Origin of the sequence: Bacillus cereus group sp. BceL062, from assembly GCF_051780025.1 — a bacterium.
Lineage (GTDB): Bacteria > Bacillota > Bacilli > Bacillales > Bacillaceae_G > Bacillus_A > Bacillus_A toyonensis.
Window position 1 is genome coordinate 20,960 of the sequence record NZ_JBPWGY010000016.1, and the last position, 16,106, is coordinate 37,065.

A 16,106-nucleotide genomic window follows, 5' to 3' on the forward strand; every position below is an offset into this window, starting at 1 on the left:
ACCTTTAAAATTTTCTATCTTTTCTGTCAAATTCCTCTTTTTTTCTTACATATAAAATTCGACTTTTTTCTCTTTAAAGTAAGGGGAAAATATTCATACTTGAAAGTATATATGAGGGGAAAACAAAAAAGACTCCAACATATTAACTACTTACTAATACGTTAGAGTCTTTATTTTTTTTGAATGATTGTATTTATATTTCTCATACTAATATATTTGCAAGGAATAGAATAAACGATGTTAATATTACTGCTCCGCCTAATGATCCTAATAAATCTGTTTTTGTTACTTGTAACACTTGTTCACTGTTCATATTCCTCATTCTCCTTTCATTTTGTACAATTTAAAACTTTTATTATACTAATACGCTTGATAGAAATACGATTAATGCCGTTAACACTACTGCTCCACTTGCTGATCCTACGAAGTCACCTTTTGTTACTTGTAATACTTGCTCTTTCATATCTTTCATTCTCCCTTCATTTATCTTTTGTTACAAAACTTCTATTATACTAATACGCTTGATAGAAATACGATTAATGCTGTTAATACTACTGCTCCACTTGCTGATCCTACGAAGTCACCTTTTGTTACTTGTAATACTTGCTCTTTCATATCTTTCATTCTCCCTTCATTTATCTTTTGTTACAAAACTTCTATTTATACTAATACGCTTGATAGAAATACGATTAATGCTGTTAATACTACCGCTCCACTTGCTGATCCTACGAAGTCACCTTTTGTTACTTGTAATACTTGCTCTTTCATATCTTTCATTCTCCCTTCATTTATCTTTTGTTACAAAACTTCTATTATACTAATACGCTTGATAGAAATACGATTAATGCTGTTAATACTACTGCTCCACTTGCTGATCCTACGAAGTCACCTTTTGTTACTTGTAATACTTGCTCTTTCATATCATTTATCCTCCCTTTGAATAAGTTTTCTATATGTAATTTATAAGAAATGTTTTTTTCATAGTTTTTATGTTATCGTTACATTGAATTTGATAACGTAACGTTTGTAACATTAATGTAACATAACTATTATTACGTTGCAATATGATTACGTAAATTTTATTACATTTTTTTTACGTTTTTTTATAAACACCCTTAAAAACACTGTTTTAATGCATTTTCCACTACATTCACGTTTGTAACATTCGTGTAACATTACAGTCATAAACCTAAATATAACTATATTCCTCTCTACTTTTGTTACAAATCAAGGTGAATCTTTAATAAGTAAGGTTGAATCTACTAGGTTTTCACTGGATGGTACACTATAGGACAAAATACTATCTTTCCAAGATAAGTTTATATGTTTCCTCTATATAACTATGTATAATAAAAACAAAGAGGTGGTCATTTTGAAATTAATCGCATTAGATATGGATGGTACACTACTATCATCTAATCTTGAAATCTCCAAAGAGAACTTACAAGCAATCCAAACTGCACAAGAAGCTGGACATATTGTAATGATTTGTTCTGGCCGCGCAAAAGAGGATGCTTTAAAACTATTGGAAGAATACCAATTATCTCTTCCAGTTGGAGCAAGCAATGGGGCAATTGTTTACGTGGATGGAAAAGTAATTAACTCGCGTTGTTTACAAAACGATAAAGTATACAAACTTGCAAAATTACTAGAAGCTGAAGGTTTTCCATATAAGCTATATACAAATAAAGGGGTTTACTCTCCTTCTACATGGCAAGATCAAGTGATGCAGGCATTCGAAGAAAACAAGCATGCGCTAGATGTTACATTAGAAGAACTCGAAAGAATTACAGAAAAACAAAAGAAATCAAACCTAATTACTGATTTCCAAAAAATCGAAGATGTTGTAAACAATCAAGAACTCGAAATATCTAAATTCTTCATTTTAACGTTCAATGCAGGTCATCGCGCCCAGTTATTAAGTATGTTACAAGAAGACACTGCTATTATGGTTACAGCATCTGCTCCTACTAATTTAGAAATTATGGATAAGAATGGCCATAAAGGAAATGGGCTACAGCAGATGGCAGCTCATTTTAATATACCAATTGAAGATACAATTGCTATTGGTGATAATTTTAATGATGTACCAATGTTAGAAGTTGCTGGTTTATCTGTTGCAATGGGAAATGCTGAAGAAGATGTAAAAAAATTATGTGATGTTGTAACATTAACAAACAATGAACATGGTGTTGCCCATGCAATCGAGCAATTTGTTTTAAAACAAACTTTATCTAGTAAATAAAAAAAGACCCTTTCAACTTCTGAAAGGGTCCTCTCTTTTATACATGATGACAAGCAACAAAATGATCTTCACCAACATTACGAAACTCTGGTACCGTTTGTGTACAAACATCTGTCGCAAACGGGCAGCGTGTATGAAAACGACAACCTGAAGGTGGATTTGCTGGACTGGGAATATCCCCCTCTAGTATAATTCGCTCCCGCTTCACTGTTGGATCTGGTATTGGCACAGCTGATAACAATGCTTTTGTATACGGATGAAGTGGATTCGTAAATAACTCATCACGCGGTGCCGTTTCTACAATCGTTCCTAAATACATAATTCCTATTTTTGTACATAAATGTTCCACAACACTTAAATCATGTGAAATGAATAAATAAGATAATCCCTTTTTCTCCTGTAACTCACTAAATAAATTAATGATTTGTGCTTGAATAGATACATCTAGTGCTGCCACAGGTTCGTCAGCTACAATGAATTCTGGATTTAATACCATAGCTCTTGCGATAACGATACGCTGACGTTGCCCACCAGAAAACTCATGAGGATACCGGTCAATATGATACGGAGCTAAACCACATAACTCCAATACTTCTATCACCTTTGCACGAACATTTTCTTTCGTCGCTAGTCCGTGAGCCAACATCGGCTCACCAAGTGCTTCTCCAATTCTCATTCTTGGGTTTAATGAACTAAATGGATCTTGAAAAACAAGCTGCATATTAGGGCGATGTTTTCTCAATTCCTCCTTGGATAAGGAATAAACATCGTGCCCTTTAAACTTTACTTCTCCCTCCGTTTTTTGGACGAGACGTAAAATTGTTTTTCCTATCGTTGTTTTTCCACTTCCTGATTCTCCAACTAGGCCAAACACTTCACCTTTATTAATAGTAAAACTTACTCCATCAACTGCCTTTACATGTCCAATCGTTCTACTAAATATGCCGCCCTTAATCGGAAAATACGTCTTTAAGTTTTTCACTTCTAATAATGGTTCACTCATTGTTCCGCACGCTCCTCATATAACCAGCAAGCTACTTTATGGTTCTCATCGTGCACATTCAAATTTGGTGCCTCTTCTTTACATATTTCCATACAATGCTCACAACGACCACTAAAATAGCAAAATTCACCTAAGCCAACTAAATTCGGAACTTGCCCTGGAATAGAATATAGTTTATCTATTCGTTTTCCCATTACCGGTTTTGATTTCAACAAACCTTTCGTATACGGATGTTTCGGATTTTGGAATATCTCTAGTACTGGAGCTTCCTCAATAACTTTTCCGCCATACATAACGACAACGTAATCAGCCATTTCTGCTACAACGCCTAAATCATGTGTAATTAATAAAATCGATGTTTTAAATTCCTCTTTTATCTGTCTTAGTAAGTCTAATATTTGAGCTTGAATCGTAACATCAAGAGCAGTTGTCGGTTCATCTGCAATTAATAACTTAGGATTACAACTAAGCGCAACAGCAATCATAATGCGTTGTAACATGCCTCCACTTAGTTCATGTGGATACGAATGGACAATTTCATCCGCACGAGCTATACCAACTTTACGAATTAATTCGATTGCCTTTTTATACGCCTCATTTTTACTAAGTAATTCATGCTCTCTTAACGTTTCTACAATTTGTTCTCCTACAGTGAAGACGGGATTCAGCGATGTCATCGGCTCTTGGAATATCATCGCAATATCATTTCCTCGTAAACTACGAAGCTCTTTCTCTTTCATACCTAAAAGACTTTTTCCTTCATATAAAATGTCTCCACCTACTACACTTCCTGATTCAGCAATAAGTCCCATAATCGATAGCGCCGTTACACTCTTTCCGCAACCCGATTCACCTACAACACAAACTGTTTCACCTTCTCGAACTGCAAAGCTAACATGATTAACAGCCTTTACTGTTCCTTCTTCTGTCTGAAAATGTGTTTGCAAATCTTTCAGCTCTACTACCGCTTTACTCATATTCCCTCACCTACCGTCTCATCTTTGGATCTAACGCATCACGAAGTGCATCACCAAGTAAATTAATTGATACAACTGTTATAAAAATTGCAAAACCGGGCGGAATCCATAACCACGGACGCTTTTGGAAATCGATTAATGAGTTAGCTGCACTAATCATATTTCCCCATGATGGTGTAGGCGGGACGACTCCGAGACCTAAGTAGCTTAGTGCGGATTCCCCTAAAATAGAGCCTGCAACACCTAATGTGGATACAACAATTAAGATCGGTAAAACATTAGGGATTAAATGATATATAATTTTCCGGTAATCTTTTATTCCTAACACATCAGCAGCTTGCATAAATGCTTGCTCCCTAAGTGATAAAATTTGACCTCTTACAAGACGTGCAAGTCCTGGCCAACCTACTAAACTTAAAATAATCATAATGACATAAAGACGATAATCAGATGGTACTTTCCATTCTGATAAAATAGCTCCCATTATAATAAGCAACGGCAATCCCGGCATCGACATTAAAATATCTGCAAGACGCATAATAATATTGTCGACAATCCCGCGATAAAAACCTGCAATAGCTCCTAATAAAGCTCCAAGTATAACCGATAAGACCATTGAAGCTAATCCAATTGTTAATGAAATGCGTCCTGCTTGCATAAGTCTCGTTAAAATATCTCTTCCCAATTGATCTGTACCGAGCCAATGTGAAAAACTAGGTGGTTTGTTAATTAAAGCGACTTGTATTTTCCCTGATGCATATGGCGAAAAGAGCGGACCGACAAAACAAAATAAAAACATAAACATTAGTGCATAAAACCCCACGAGTGCCATCTTATTTCTCTTTATTTTTTTAAGAGCCTGTCGCCATGGTGATGATTCATTTCTTCTCTTTTTTTCTTTTTTCTCTGTAATTGCTGTAACAGTTTCCATCTAATCCCCCCCTTACTTCAACCGAATACGTGGATCAACAACTGCATATACGATATCAGCGAAAAAGTTTGAAACAATTGTTAAACAAGAAAGAAACATCGTAAATGCCATTAATACTGTATAATCACGAAAATTTAGTGCTTCTAATTGAATATTACCAATCCCTGGCCAGTTAAAAATTTGTTCAATAATAATTGCTCCCGAAAATAAACCTGGTAATTCAAATGCTAATAACGTAATCGCCGGTAATATTGCATTTTTTAACGCATGCTTATAAATAACAGTCTTCTCCTTTAAACCTTTCGCCCGTGCTGTTCGTATGTAATCTTGCCTTACAACCTCTAAAATGCTTGTTCTAAAGTAACGAGTTAATGAACCCACACCAAGAAGAGTCAAAATAAATACTGGTAAAACCATATGCTTGGCAACTTCTATTACGTAAGCTAATCCAGTCGAATTACTCCCGACATCAATCATTCCGCCTATCGGTAATAACTTAAAGTCCACCGCGAACACCTTAATTAAAAACAAACCGATAAAGAATGAAGGAAATGACATTGCTGCAAAGACACCAATTGTTACAAGTTTATCGAATAAAGAATGTTGCTTCGTCGCTGAGAATACGCCGATAATAAGTGCAATTAGCCAAATAAAAAACAATGCAATAACAGCTACACTAAAAGAATTCCAAATAAATTTATTTAATAATGACGTTACAGGTTCCTGATATTGAAGCGAAAAACCAAAATCCCCTTGCAATGCATTACCTAACCAATGAAAATAACGCTCAACAATTGGCTTATTTAATCCATATAATTCCCTAAGTTCAGCTGCCCTTTCAGGTGTAATCTTTGGATTTGAATCAATATAGTCTCCTGGAAGCAGCGCAAACAGGAAGAAAATAATAATTGATGTTCCGAACAGTGTAGGAATCATTTGTAACAACCTACGAACGATATATGTTTTCACCCTTTTTCTCTCCAATCTTATGCCTAAAATAGAAGAACATTTTTTCAAAGCGGTACATTACTAACCGAATGAAAAAATGTCTTCTATTTATACATCCTTATCGTTATTTTTCAAATGATAAAACTGGTAAGTTTGCGCTAATACTATTGTATTTTTCAGAGTCAATTCCTTTTATATTCCCGTTATAACCAGTAATTGTTCTACGGTAGTTTAATAGAATTACTGGTGGGTCATCACTTAACTCTTTATATAATTCTTTATAAATAGGTTTACGTTTTTCAATATCAACTGTCTCAATACCTTTTTTAATTAACTCATCTACTTTCGCATTTTTATAACCAAGACTCTTATTATTGACACCAGACAAATATTCACCAGCTGTTTCACTCGGATCACTTGTAATCGGTGTCGAAACAGAAGCTAAATCATAGTCACCTTTATTTACCTTCGAAAGCATAGTATTAAAGTCCATAAATTCTGGATTAAATTCTACACCTATTTCTTTATAATTCTCTTTCGCAATTGGAATTAATAAATCACTATCTTTAGCCGAACTTGGGCCGAAATAAGAAAGCTTTAATTTTTGACCATCTTTTTCACGAACTCCATCCGAACCAACTTTCCATCCTGCTTCATCTAATAATTTTTTCGCTTTTTCTTTGTCGTATTCATATTTATTAACTCCTTCTTCCGTATAAGCCCAAGAAGTTGGATGAATTGGTACATTAGCTACCGTACCGTATCCTTTCAATGCTGTATCAACATATTTTTTACGATCTAATCCGTAAATAAGTGCTTGGCGAACCTTTTTATCCTTTAAGTACGGCTTATTATTATTCATATAAATATAACTAAATGACGCTGCTGTTTCGATTTGGATATTCGCAAATTCTAAACCCTTAGCCTGTTCAAGAATTTCATCACCAGTACCTAGGCCAGTGTAGTCAACCTCACCTGTTTGGAATAATTGAAGCTTCGTATCGCCAGAAGTAATTTTATAAATGAAGTTTGGAATTTTGGGTTTGCCCGCATAATAATTTTCATTTGCTACAAATCGAACTTCTTGCCCCGGGATATACTTTTCAAATTTATATGGACCCGCAGCTATCGGTTTTCCATATAACTCTTTTAAGTAATCTAAACTTGTATTTTGTTTGTAATCTTTTCCGTAATAAGCTTTTGATAATACTGTACCACCTAAAACAAATATAGCTTGTGAATTAACTTTTTCAGTGGTAATTTTAATTGTTTGTGGATCAACAACTTGAATACCTTCAATAGAAGTTGCCTTTCCTTCTTTATATTCTTTACCACCTTTAACCGCATATTGAGAGATATCTATTTCACCTTCATATGCCTTATCATGTAAAAGCGTCAATGTGAACGCTACATCATCTGCTGTTAATGGCGATCCATCGCTAAATTTTAAGTCTTTACGTAAATGGAATGTATATGTTAACTGATCAGAAGAAACGTCCCACTTCTCCGCTAATTCCGGAATTGGTTTCCCTTGTTTATCCGTTGATACAAGAGATGCAAAAATCACTGAAGTCACGTTTCCATCCCAACCATTTTGTTGGAAATATGGTAAAAATACGCCGCCTGGTTTACTAATACCAACTACTAGCGTATCTTTTCTATTCTTCGCTTTATCTGGTACTTTCGTTTTATCTGTCGCAGCGATCTTTTCAATTTTTATATTTTTTAAATCTTGTTGTTTAACCGGTTCTATAGAAGCCGTATCTTCCTGTCCCCCACAAGCAGATAGCACAAGCGAACTACTCATTAATACCGAAAATACACCAGCCCATTTTTTCGTCTTTTTCTTCATTGTCCCCACCCTAACTTTTTTTTAATAATTACACCTTATGAACTGCTTGCCCTATGTATGCCTCCCACAGCAACATTTATAGCCAATCGGAAAAGTCGGTTTTAATCGTAAAAAAATAGATGTTTTTGAGGGGTAACAATCTTATTCCGACTTTTCCGGTAGACTTTATGGTTAATAGCTTATAACTTTCAATATATTTTGTCAATTCTTTCTAAATAAATATTTTTATGGTTTTTTTCAAAAATATTGTTCATTTAATTTAGGAAACTACATATCGTTGTAGTTATCTTCACTCAACCCCTACTATAGCTTTTTTTATAAGTCCCTTTTCGTTTTCAATATGTCTCGTTTCTAATGTTTTTTAGTTTATGCATCCACATTTTATATTAAAAAACATAAAAACTACTTCTATTCCTTCAGCATGAAACATAGAATACTAATAATCAATTACCAAAAAGGGGGCGAAAACATGGACAACCTATTCCAATATGTCCTGCACTACGTATTATTAACAATTATGATAGTCGGGGCGCTATTACTATTCCCTTTCTTCCCAAAATTCGTCCTCTTTTTAGCTTTTTTTATTATGCTCGGGATCGCTATTATCATTTCAACAAAAGAAGATGCCACACAAAAAGAAAGCAGAGTTCAGCGCGTAAAGCTGTGACTCTGCTTTCTTTTTTATTTTCAATCTCAGATTTCCATCATACATACTTATGTCTCGGGAAATAATTAGCCTTTACTTTCGTAATTAATCCTATCGAAAATCTACTAATAACATATATATTTTGCCTCACCATTGCATATGTTTCACAACCTATGCAAGATGCGTAACAAAGATTTACCCAAGTTACTGTTTCACGTGAAACACACTTTTTCATTTATCTCTTACAGTAAAATATAGTTATAAAAAAAAGAAAGCTAATCCCTTCAGCAAAACTGAAAGGAATTAGCTTTCTACTCTTTACCCTACAATATTATCTAACTCATTATATAACTCCGCTCGTAACAACTCTTTTTTCGTTTTTTCTTCATACAATTGTTCAAGCATTTCAACATCAGCTACATGTTCCATTTTACATTCAAGTGCATATATATCTTCTTCTACACGCATTAACTCGTTTTCAATCCCCTCAATATTCCTAGCTTCTTTCTTTTTTACAGGGACTGTTTCAATACTTTTTCTCCCTTGAGGTTTCTGCTTTATTACTTGCTTCTCAATCCTTTCCTCCCACTTTTGACGAGCCCATGCATAGTTCCCTGCAAACTCAAATAATTTGCGTTCATCAATCCAATACGTCTTTTCAAATAACTTATTTAAAAAATAACGATCATGTGAAACAGCTAAAATCGTTCCATTATATTGCTCAAGAGCTTCCTCTAAAACTTCCCTTGATTCAATATCAAGATGGTTTGTCGGCTCATCTAAAATTAAAAAATTGATGTCTTGATACATAAGTTGCGCCAGTCTTAGCCTCATTTTTTCTCCACCGCTCAGTTGCGTTACATTCTTAAACACAGCTGGACCATAAAATAAAAACTTAGCTAATATATGTCTTGCTTCTCCCTCTGTTACAGCTACATACTCTCTGAAAGCTTCCAATACATTACTCTTCATATTTCCGTACGCATGCTGCGATAAATAACCAATTTTGACACTACTACCCATCCGAATTTCACCAGCATCTGGCTCTATTTCTTCTAATAGTAATTTTAGTAGCGTAGTCTTCCCTGTGCCATTGCGACCAACGATAGCCGCACGCTCCTGAAAACGAACATGTAAATTCGCTTGTTCAAATAAAGGTTTGTCAGAAAAACCTTTACTCACTTCTTTCATTACAACAACATCTTTCCCGCTTCTCTCTTGCCCTTCAAACTGAAGTCCCATCTGTTTTCGTTCTAAAATCGGTCTCTTTAACTTCTCCATACGTTCTAACGCACGTTCCATATTTCTCGCTCTCTTATGGAGTCCTTCATTCGGCGGATTCGCTTGATTTGCCCATTCACGTAGACGCTTAATTGCTTCTTTCATTTTCTTTATTTTCTTTTGCTGTTCTTGATAAGCCTGAAACTCATGAAGCAACCTTTCTTCCTTCTCCTCAACAAACTGAGAATAATTCGTATGATACACGTGAATTTCTCCATCTTCTAAATCAAAAACTTTCGTTACAACTTCATCAAGGAAATAGCGATCATGTGAAATAACCATAACTGTTCCGGTGTATTCTTTTAAAAATTGCTCTAACCATTCGACTGCAAATAAATCCAAATGATTTGTCGGTTCATCTAATAGAAGTAAATCTGGTTTCTGCAATAGCATATACGCAAGGCTTACCTTCGTCTGTTCTCCTCCGCTTAATTCTAGAAATGATCGGAGGAATAGTTCCGTCACTTGTAGACCATTTGCTACCTTCATAATATTTGCCTCTATTTCATAACCACCAAGAAACGTAAATTTTTCTTGAATTACACCGTACCTCTCCATCAGTTTTTGCAAAGCAGACGCTTCCCGTTCCTCCGTCATATTTTTTTCTAAAACACGCATTTCTTTTTCTAATTCCTTTTCTACTTTAAAGGCGGAACCCAATACATCGTATACAGTCATGCCCTCATCAAACTTTGGAATTTGTGCGACATGACCAATACGTGTACCTTTCTTCATATGAACGGCTCCTGCATCCACATTCTCCATTCCTGTTAGAAGACCAAAGATTGTTGTCTTCCCACTACCGTTACGGCCAACTAAACCAACACGTTCACCATTCTTTATTTCAAGCGATATATTTTCAAATATGATGTTTCCACCAAAAGATTTCGTTACATTATTTACACTACAAATTGTCATTTTCCGTACTCCTTTCAATATAAAAAAACCATGGGAAAGAAACATTCCCCATGATTTTCGACATAGAAAAAGGAAGCCAAATAGCTCCCTTTTCACACGTTTATTAAAAATGGGTGAAGAGATTTCTATCGTTCAATAGCTACTATGCAATTGTTAAAAAAGGGCAGACGTATCCCGTTAACAATTACATCATGAAAAATCGCACGACAAAAATAGATAAAATCTAAAAATTTGGCACGCGCAGCTAAAGAACGTTTCATCTCATTCACCCCTTTCGTACGGAATTTAATACTTACTTCTTTATTATACTTCCCTATTTTATGTTTGAATAGTCATTTTTCTGAAAATAATGAAGATAGACTAAACATTTCAATAAGTGACATCAAATCTTACAAAACTGTTATGTTCACGTAATGGAAAGCGATAGTACGAAAAGATGCCTCCCTATACAATAAAGATGTAAACAAGAGAGACAAACAAAAGGAGGAAACAATCATGATGAAAGAAATCGTAAAAGCAATCTTTGAGGTATTAGTGAACGGACAAGCAGTTGTAAAAGAACTAAATGAACTATAAAAAGGAGTGAAGAAATATGATGAACATGGTGAAAATGATCTTACACGCTTTAGTCGATGCAAAGGCAGTTAGCCAAGAATTAAACCAACAATAAAAAGGGGTATATGAATATGAAGAAAGCCATTATTATAATCACAAGTACAGCAATCGCCTTATACACAATAAAAAATAGAAAAACGAAACATAGTGAAAATACTCTATATTATCCATACACATTATTAAAGAAAAAATAAAAGACAAGATACCCTATCGTAATGAGGATATCTTGTCTTTTATTTTTCCCTATTCACTTTAAAGGATTTCCTCCTCCTTTCCCCGAATGTATTAAGCGGGATTTTTACACATATTTTAAAGGGGTATATACAAATGGATACACAACAACTATATTTTTTAAACGATATCGGTAAACAAAAACCAGAAAGCATTCGGAACAGAAGCGCTGCATGTCCATTTTGCGATAGAGAAAATTTAACGGATATTTTAGAAACTGAGGGCTCAATTATTTGGTTGAAAAATAAATTCCCTACATTAAAAGATACATTTCAAACCGTGTTAATCGAAACGGATAATTGTGAAGATCATATCGCAACATATACAGAAGAGCATATGCGAAAACTAATTCATTTCTCTATTCAACATTGGTTAAAGTTACAGGAAAACGAAGACTTTTCATCTGTAATTTTATACAAAAATCATGGTCCATTTTCAGGCGGAAGTTTGCATCATGCACACATGCAAATTATCGGAATGAAACATGTAGACTATCTCGAGAATATTGAAGAGGAAAATTTCCAAGGGATAATTGTTCAAAAAAATGAACGTATTGAACTCAATATTTCAGAGCGTCCTATTATCGGTTTTACTGAATTCAATATAATCATTGATGATATTGCATGTATAGATGAAATGGCAAATTACATTCAGCAAACTGTACGTTACATACTGACAGATTTCCATAAAGGGTGTAGCAGTTATAACTTATTCTTCTATCACTTAAACGGAAAAATTATTTGTAAAGTTGTTCCTAGGTTTGTCGTTTCACCGTTGTATGTAGGATATAAAATACCACAAGTTTCTACAAAACTAGAAGAAGTGAACATACAACTAGCGCAGTACTTCACAAGGCAGGAAGACAAAAATATCCATAAAAAAATAGAGTAGGTATCGAAAACCTACTCTTTTAGTACACCTTTATTTCGATAGTATACGTTCTCTAATCCAACGTTATACTTCATATTATTATCCGTCCACTCTGGCCCTAAATTCCCTGGCCATCCCGATGTATTCGCTACATATTTCAATAATGCAAAATCAGTCAAACCTCTTTGCACCCCGCGCTTATATCCCTTCACCAAATGCGGCATTGCAATTTGTGCATTTGTACGTGGGTCTTTCAACTCTTCATCAGTTAAATGATCTGGCGCAAGTCCACCACCACGGTGCAATTGAAACAATCCGAATGAAGTTCCGTTGTCTCCAATACTTCTTGGATTCAATCGACTTTCATGTTCGGCAATTGTAAGAGGTATCCATTCTGGAAGATTTACTTTCTTTGCTTCCTCTATAATAATTTGTTTCATCTGTTTTGCTTCTTCTGAATCAACATAGCTTGTCTCTTTCACTAGCTTATCCATTCCTTCAGACTTTCCTTGGAAATATAAATACACCCCAAGAACGACTAAAAATCCTACAAAGAATTTCTTCACTACCTCTACCTCTTTCTCCGCTGAAATTTGTCCCCTTTCAGCCTTCCCTTTACAATTACCTATGTTCTATCATTCTCTTACTCTTTTATCATAGCAAATAACTATACATATTATCATCATGCTTTAGGCCTATTTTGTGAAAAAACATTTGGTAAATACGTGCAAAAATGTAACTTTCATAGACTATAACTTATTTTTTGTATATAATTGTAAATTGAATTCTAAATATAAACTAGGAGAATAATAATATGAAAAAATGGCTATTACTCTTATTCAGTTTACTACTATTAATTCCTGTCCCTATTTCCGCACAAAAAACCGAAAAGTCGAAAGTCCTTATTTTATACAGTTCAAATGATGATCAAATTACAAGTGATATCCAAATACTTAATACACAAGTAGGACATTTCACTAATGATATAACAATTAAAAATATAAAACAGTTATCTGAAGTAACTGATAAATCTTCGTATACACACGTTATTTACATGGGTGAAAAACAAGAAGAACTTTCTACTGAAGCAAAAGAATTTCTAGAAAGCTTCCCCGGACCACTACTAGTTTTAGGTCAAAACATAGAACAGTTATCTAATCGTTTTTCGTTCATCACACTTAAAAACGAAGATATAAACTCTGATAAAATTGAATATCCAACACGTAAGCTAAAGAATACATTAGAGGAAGAGAGATCGATTAAACAACTTGATACAAATGGAACAATTCTTGCCCATGCCTTAAGAGACAATAATACTTATCCATTAATTGTACAGCAAAACAATTCGTATTACGTTGCAACTTCCAACCTCTTTGATTGGATATCTTATTATATTGGAGAAAGCTTATTTTCTTATTTCCAACAAAAACCTGAAACTAATAAAAAATTAGCCTATTTACGCCTCGAAGATGTTCACCCAGCTGCAGATATAAATCAATTACAGGATATTGCCGAATTATTAAAGAATAAAAAGATTCCTTATATGATAACTGTTATTCCTGTATATACAGATCCAAATACAGGTAAAACACTACATTTAAAAGATAAACCCGAACTAGTCGATCTTTTACGCTCTATGCAAGATGATGGTGCAGCAATTATTATGCATGGCTATACTCACCAATTTTATGACAGTGAAACTGGTGAAGGGTTTGAATTTTGGGACGTAAAAACTGATCAACCCATTCGTCAACCAAAGCATGAAAAGCCAAAAACAAAAGATAATTTCCCAAATATAGAGGCATATAACCAATATGTAAAAAAAGGTGAAGCATTTGAAGAAAAATATACGACAGATCATATTGAAAAAGGTATCCAAGAACTTGTAGATGCTAAACTATATCCTGTCGCATTTGAAGCACCTCATTACACAATGTCTCAAAAAGGTTATGAAATCTTATCAAAGTACTTTTCAACTTATGTAGGTCAGCTGCAGTTAAGTGATACAACTTGGAAATCCATGCACTCTCCAGCGTATAGAAGTACACCATCATTTCTACATGGAATGAAATTAATGCCTGAAACAGTTGGATTTATTGAAGAAGATAAACCACGAGCTATTGCCCAAATGAAAGAGCGTGCTTTATCTGTTGCTAAATTATCCGATGGAGTTATTGGTGCATTCTATCATCCTTACTTAGGTGTGAAACCATTAAAAGAAGTATTAAAAGATCTAGAAAGTATTCCAAACATAGAGTGGATTGATTTACAAAAAGAAACGAATGAAGTAAAAATGAAAGATATTCATATTACTACTAATAAAGACGGTATCCACGTTGAAAAACCAACTAGTGCAAATGACGTAATTGATTATATAAAACAATATGGATTCTTCCTTATACTTGGGTTCGTTATCATTGTCTTTCTATTATTATTAAGACGTGCGAAAAAATTAGAATCCTAATAAAAAACACTAAGCGAGCTGCTTGGTGTTTTTTAGGATTCAGTCAATCGATAAAAGCGAACTGTATTCTTATATATTTGTTCTGCAACTTTCTCTACTGGAATTTTTTTTATTACACTAACTTCTTCTAATACATCTTTAATCATACAAGGGTGTGTTATAGTATTCTCTTGAAATTCCCACGGTCCATCCGTTTCTACCATCATATATTCCAGTGGATAATACGAAACGATCTTTCTAATTTTCTCCTTATGTAAAACATCTGGTGTGATAGAAATATAATAACCATTCCTCACCATCCGTCCCATTGTCGCTTCATTTCCTTTAAACCAATGGAAGTGTGCACGTGAAATTTTATATTCTTCAAGTAAATCACATACAATATCGGCATCTTCATAAACTGCGTGTAATACAATGGGCAAATCATATTCACTAGCTAGTTCTATAAATTGTCTCAATATCGCCACGTATGAATCTATAGTAACCCCCTCATCTTCTTTCGTTAAATAATACGGCAAGCCCACTTCACCAATCGCAATGATTTCCTCAGCATGAGCTTCAATTAATTTGAATATGCGCTCACATTCTTCTTTATGAATTGGTTGCTCCGGATGAAATCCTATTGCTGGGTGTATGAAAGAGAATTTCTTTCCTAAAGATAAAGTTTCCTTACATGATTGATAATTCATAGATACCGCAATAAGCCCCTTTACCTCTTTACTATTTTCCAAATCTTTAAGTAATCTACTTTTCTCTTCATCCTTATATTGATCAACATGTATATGGCTATCAATCCACTTCATCTTTATTCCTCCATAAAAAAAACAAGAAAGGAACCCCCTTCTTGTTTTATCATCTATATTATTTAACAATTAAGTTTGTTATGATATCAAATAATCCAATACATACTACGGCAACAGTAAAGTAGCTACAGAAATCTTTAATTGGAAACCTCACTACTTCTTCTTTACGCATCCCATTTTTCTCCCTTCTTACTAAATCCCTAATTATTTTCATCTATTTGTATCTATTATGCAAAAAATATGACAAATTTACTATCGAATTAACTTACGTAAACCTTACAATGTTGTAAGGTTTATAAAAAGAGCCCCATCTACATACAGA

The 16,106-nt window shown here is 34.2% G+C and carries 19 protein-coding genes; 5 read left to right on the plus strand and 14 right to left on the minus strand.

Translation table 11 applies throughout. The annotated features are described in order from the left end of the window. Positions 1-202: 202 nt before the first annotated feature. The 5 genes from ACS2MN_RS27695 to ACS2MN_RS27715 are packed head-to-tail and all read right to left on the minus strand — an operon-like array spanning position 203 to position 920. Positions 203-313 (minus strand): DUF3948 family protein, encoded by a 111-nt coding sequence (locus ACS2MN_RS27695; RefSeq protein WP_001083697.1) that lies wholly within the window; start codon positions 311-313, stop codon positions 203-205. Between the two features lie 42 nt (positions 314-355). After that, positions 356-472: a DUF3948 family protein gene (locus ACS2MN_RS27700; RefSeq protein WP_000654250.1), complete on the minus strand. Its 117-nt coding sequence runs from the start codon at positions 470-472 to the stop codon at positions 356-358. A gap of 35 nt (positions 473-507) precedes the next feature. Then, on the minus strand, positions 508-615 hold the full coding sequence (locus tag ACS2MN_RS27705; RefSeq protein ID WP_000664237.1) for a DUF3948 family protein: 108 nt from the start codon (positions 613-615) through the stop codon (positions 508-510). A 45-nt stretch (positions 616-660) separates the two neighbouring features. After that, positions 661-777: a DUF3948 family protein gene (locus ACS2MN_RS27710; RefSeq protein WP_000654250.1), complete on the minus strand. Its 117-nt coding sequence runs from the start codon at positions 775-777 to the stop codon at positions 661-663. A 35-nt stretch (positions 778-812) separates the two neighbouring features. After that, the gene (locus ACS2MN_RS27715) at positions 813-920 is read right to left on the minus strand and encodes a DUF3948 family protein (protein WP_000664237.1); all 108 of its coding nucleotides are present in this window, start codon (positions 918-920) and stop codon (positions 813-815) included. Positions 921-1,372: 452 nt separating this feature from the next. On the opposite strand from ACS2MN_RS27715, the gene ACS2MN_RS27720 reads away from it, so the two are divergent. Then, positions 1,373-2,245 carry a Cof-type HAD-IIB family hydrolase gene (locus ACS2MN_RS27720; protein ID WP_000766432.1) on the plus strand — a complete coding sequence of 291 codons (873 nt, stop codon included), beginning with the start codon at positions 1,373-1,375 and terminating at the stop codon, positions 2,243-2,245. A gap of 37 nt (positions 2,246-2,282) precedes the next feature. On the opposite strand, the gene ACS2MN_RS27725 is transcribed toward ACS2MN_RS27720, so the two are convergent. The 5 genes from ACS2MN_RS27725 to ACS2MN_RS27745 form a co-directional block, all read right to left on the minus strand. Next, positions 2,283-3,248, minus strand: a complete 966-nt coding sequence (locus tag ACS2MN_RS27725) for an ABC transporter ATP-binding protein (protein WP_001294496.1) — start codon at positions 3,246-3,248, stop codon at positions 2,283-2,285. Beyond that, positions 3,245-4,225, minus strand: coding sequence for an ABC transporter ATP-binding protein (locus tag ACS2MN_RS27730; RefSeq protein ID WP_000030774.1), 981 nt, complete (start codon positions 4,223-4,225; stop codon positions 3,245-3,247). Before ACS2MN_RS27730 ends, ACS2MN_RS27725 begins: the two co-directional genes overlap by 4 nt. Before the next feature lie 10 nt (positions 4,226-4,235). Further along, entirely contained in the window at positions 4,236-5,156 is a 921-nt protein-coding gene (gene opp4C / locus ACS2MN_RS27735; RefSeq protein WP_000451062.1) for an oligopeptide ABC transporter permease, read from the minus strand. Positions 5,157-5,168: 12 nt separating this feature from the next. Then, complete coding sequence (locus ACS2MN_RS27740; protein WP_142336571.1) at positions 5,169-6,125, minus strand: ABC transporter permease; 957 nt, start codon at positions 6,123-6,125, stop codon at positions 5,169-5,171. A 103-nt stretch (positions 6,126-6,228) separates the two neighbouring features. Then, positions 6,229-7,956 carry an ABC transporter substrate-binding protein gene (locus ACS2MN_RS27745; RefSeq protein ID WP_098954865.1) on the minus strand — a complete coding sequence of 576 codons (1,728 nt, stop codon included), beginning with the start codon at positions 7,954-7,956 and terminating at the stop codon, positions 6,229-6,231. A gap of 469 nt (positions 7,957-8,425) precedes the next feature. Between ACS2MN_RS27745 and ACS2MN_RS27750 the strand changes: the two genes are divergently transcribed. Further along, positions 8,426-8,623, plus strand: a complete 198-nt coding sequence (locus ACS2MN_RS27750; protein WP_000369248.1) for a hypothetical protein — start codon at positions 8,426-8,428, stop codon at positions 8,621-8,623. A gap of 297 nt (positions 8,624-8,920) precedes the next feature. Here the strand turns inward: ACS2MN_RS27750 and abc-f are convergent, their stop codons facing one another. Next, entirely contained in the window at positions 8,921-10,801 is a 1,881-nt protein-coding gene (gene abc-f, locus ACS2MN_RS27755; RefSeq protein ID WP_000150879.1) for a ribosomal protection-like ABC-F family protein, read from the minus strand. A gap of 125 nt (positions 10,802-10,926) precedes the next feature. Then, on the minus strand, positions 10,927-11,061 hold the full coding sequence (locus ACS2MN_RS27760; RefSeq protein ID WP_000830640.1) for an RAxF-45 family protein: 135 nt from the start codon (positions 11,059-11,061) through the stop codon (positions 10,927-10,929). A gap of 420 nt (positions 11,062-11,481) precedes the next feature. On the opposite strand from ACS2MN_RS27760, the gene ACS2MN_RS27765 reads away from it, so the two are divergent. Both ACS2MN_RS27765 and ACS2MN_RS27770 read left to right on the plus strand, forming a co-directional pair. After that, positions 11,482-11,610 carry a hypothetical protein gene (locus tag ACS2MN_RS27765; protein WP_002037821.1) on the plus strand — a complete coding sequence of 43 codons (129 nt, stop codon included), beginning with the start codon at positions 11,482-11,484 and terminating at the stop codon, positions 11,608-11,610. Positions 11,611-11,743: 133 nt separating this feature from the next. Then, positions 11,744-12,538: a DUF4931 domain-containing protein gene (locus ACS2MN_RS27770; RefSeq protein WP_002059171.1), complete on the plus strand. Its 795-nt coding sequence runs from the start codon at positions 11,744-11,746 to the stop codon at positions 12,536-12,538. Between the two features lie 11 nt (positions 12,539-12,549). Here ACS2MN_RS27770 and ACS2MN_RS27775 read toward each other — a convergent pair whose 3' ends face one another. Further along, positions 12,550-13,083 (minus strand): transglycosylase SLT domain-containing protein, encoded by a 534-nt coding sequence (locus tag ACS2MN_RS27775; RefSeq protein WP_000713241.1) that lies wholly within the window; start codon positions 13,081-13,083, stop codon positions 12,550-12,552. Positions 13,084-13,331: 248 nt separating this feature from the next. On the opposite strand from ACS2MN_RS27775, the gene ACS2MN_RS27780 reads away from it, so the two are divergent. Further along, complete coding sequence (locus ACS2MN_RS27780; protein ID WP_000759034.1) at positions 13,332-14,981, plus strand: DUF2334 domain-containing protein; 1,650 nt, start codon at positions 13,332-13,334, stop codon at positions 14,979-14,981. A gap of 32 nt (positions 14,982-15,013) precedes the next feature. Here ACS2MN_RS27780 and ACS2MN_RS27785 read toward each other — a convergent pair whose 3' ends face one another. Beyond that, positions 15,014-15,784: a TatD family hydrolase gene (locus tag ACS2MN_RS27785; protein WP_000871078.1), complete on the minus strand. Its 771-nt coding sequence runs from the start codon at positions 15,782-15,784 to the stop codon at positions 15,014-15,016. Positions 15,785-16,106 lie beyond the last annotated feature (322 nt).

Excerpts from the sequence above, each read along its gene's own strand:
- ACS2MN_RS27730 (WP_000030774.1), bottom strand. The coding sequence starts at position 4,225 with ATGAGTAAAGCGGTAGTAGAGCTGAAAGATTTGCAAACACATTTTCAG.
- ACS2MN_RS27695 (WP_001083697.1), bottom strand. The coding sequence starts at position 313 with ATGAACAGTGAACAAGTGTTACAAGTAACAAAAACAGATTTATTAGGA.
- ACS2MN_RS27715 (WP_000664237.1), bottom strand. The coding sequence starts at position 920 with ATGAAAGAGCAAGTATTACAAGTAACAAAAGGTGACTTCGTAGGATCA.
- ACS2MN_RS27745 (WP_098954865.1), bottom strand. The coding sequence starts at position 7,956 with ATGAAGAAAAAGACGAAAAAATGGGCTGGTGTATTTTCGGTATTAATG.
- ACS2MN_RS27780 (WP_000759034.1), top strand. The coding sequence starts at position 13,332 with ATGAAAAAATGGCTATTACTCTTATTCAGTTTACTACTATTAATTCCT.
- ACS2MN_RS27770 (WP_002059171.1), top strand. The coding sequence starts at position 11,744 with ATGGATACACAACAACTATATTTTTTAAACGATATCGGTAAACAAAAA.
- ACS2MN_RS27760 (WP_000830640.1), bottom strand. The coding sequence starts at position 11,061 with ATGAAACGTTCTTTAGCTGCGCGTGCCAAATTTTTAGATTTTATCTAT.
- ACS2MN_RS27785 (WP_000871078.1), bottom strand. The coding sequence starts at position 15,784 with ATGAAGTGGATTGATAGCCATATACATGTTGATCAATATAAGGATGAA.
- ACS2MN_RS27710 (WP_000654250.1), bottom strand. The coding sequence starts at position 777 with ATGAAAGATATGAAAGAGCAAGTATTACAAGTAACAAAAGGTGACTTC.
- ACS2MN_RS27765 (WP_002037821.1), top strand. The coding sequence starts at position 11,482 with ATGAATATGAAGAAAGCCATTATTATAATCACAAGTACAGCAATCGCC.
- ACS2MN_RS27700 (WP_000654250.1), bottom strand. The coding sequence starts at position 472 with ATGAAAGATATGAAAGAGCAAGTATTACAAGTAACAAAAGGTGACTTC.
- opp4C (WP_000451062.1), bottom strand. The coding sequence starts at position 5,156 with ATGGAAACTGTTACAGCAATTACAGAGAAAAAAGAAAAAAAGAGAAGA.
- abc-f (WP_000150879.1), bottom strand. The coding sequence starts at position 10,801 with ATGACAATTTGTAGTGTAAATAATGTAACGAAATCTTTTGGTGGAAAC.
- ACS2MN_RS27705 (WP_000664237.1), bottom strand. The coding sequence starts at position 615 with ATGAAAGAGCAAGTATTACAAGTAACAAAAGGTGACTTCGTAGGATCA.
- ACS2MN_RS27725 (WP_001294496.1), bottom strand. The coding sequence starts at position 3,248 with ATGAGTGAACCATTATTAGAAGTGAAAAACTTAAAGACGTATTTTCCG.
- ACS2MN_RS27750 (WP_000369248.1), top strand. The coding sequence starts at position 8,426 with ATGGACAACCTATTCCAATATGTCCTGCACTACGTATTATTAACAATT.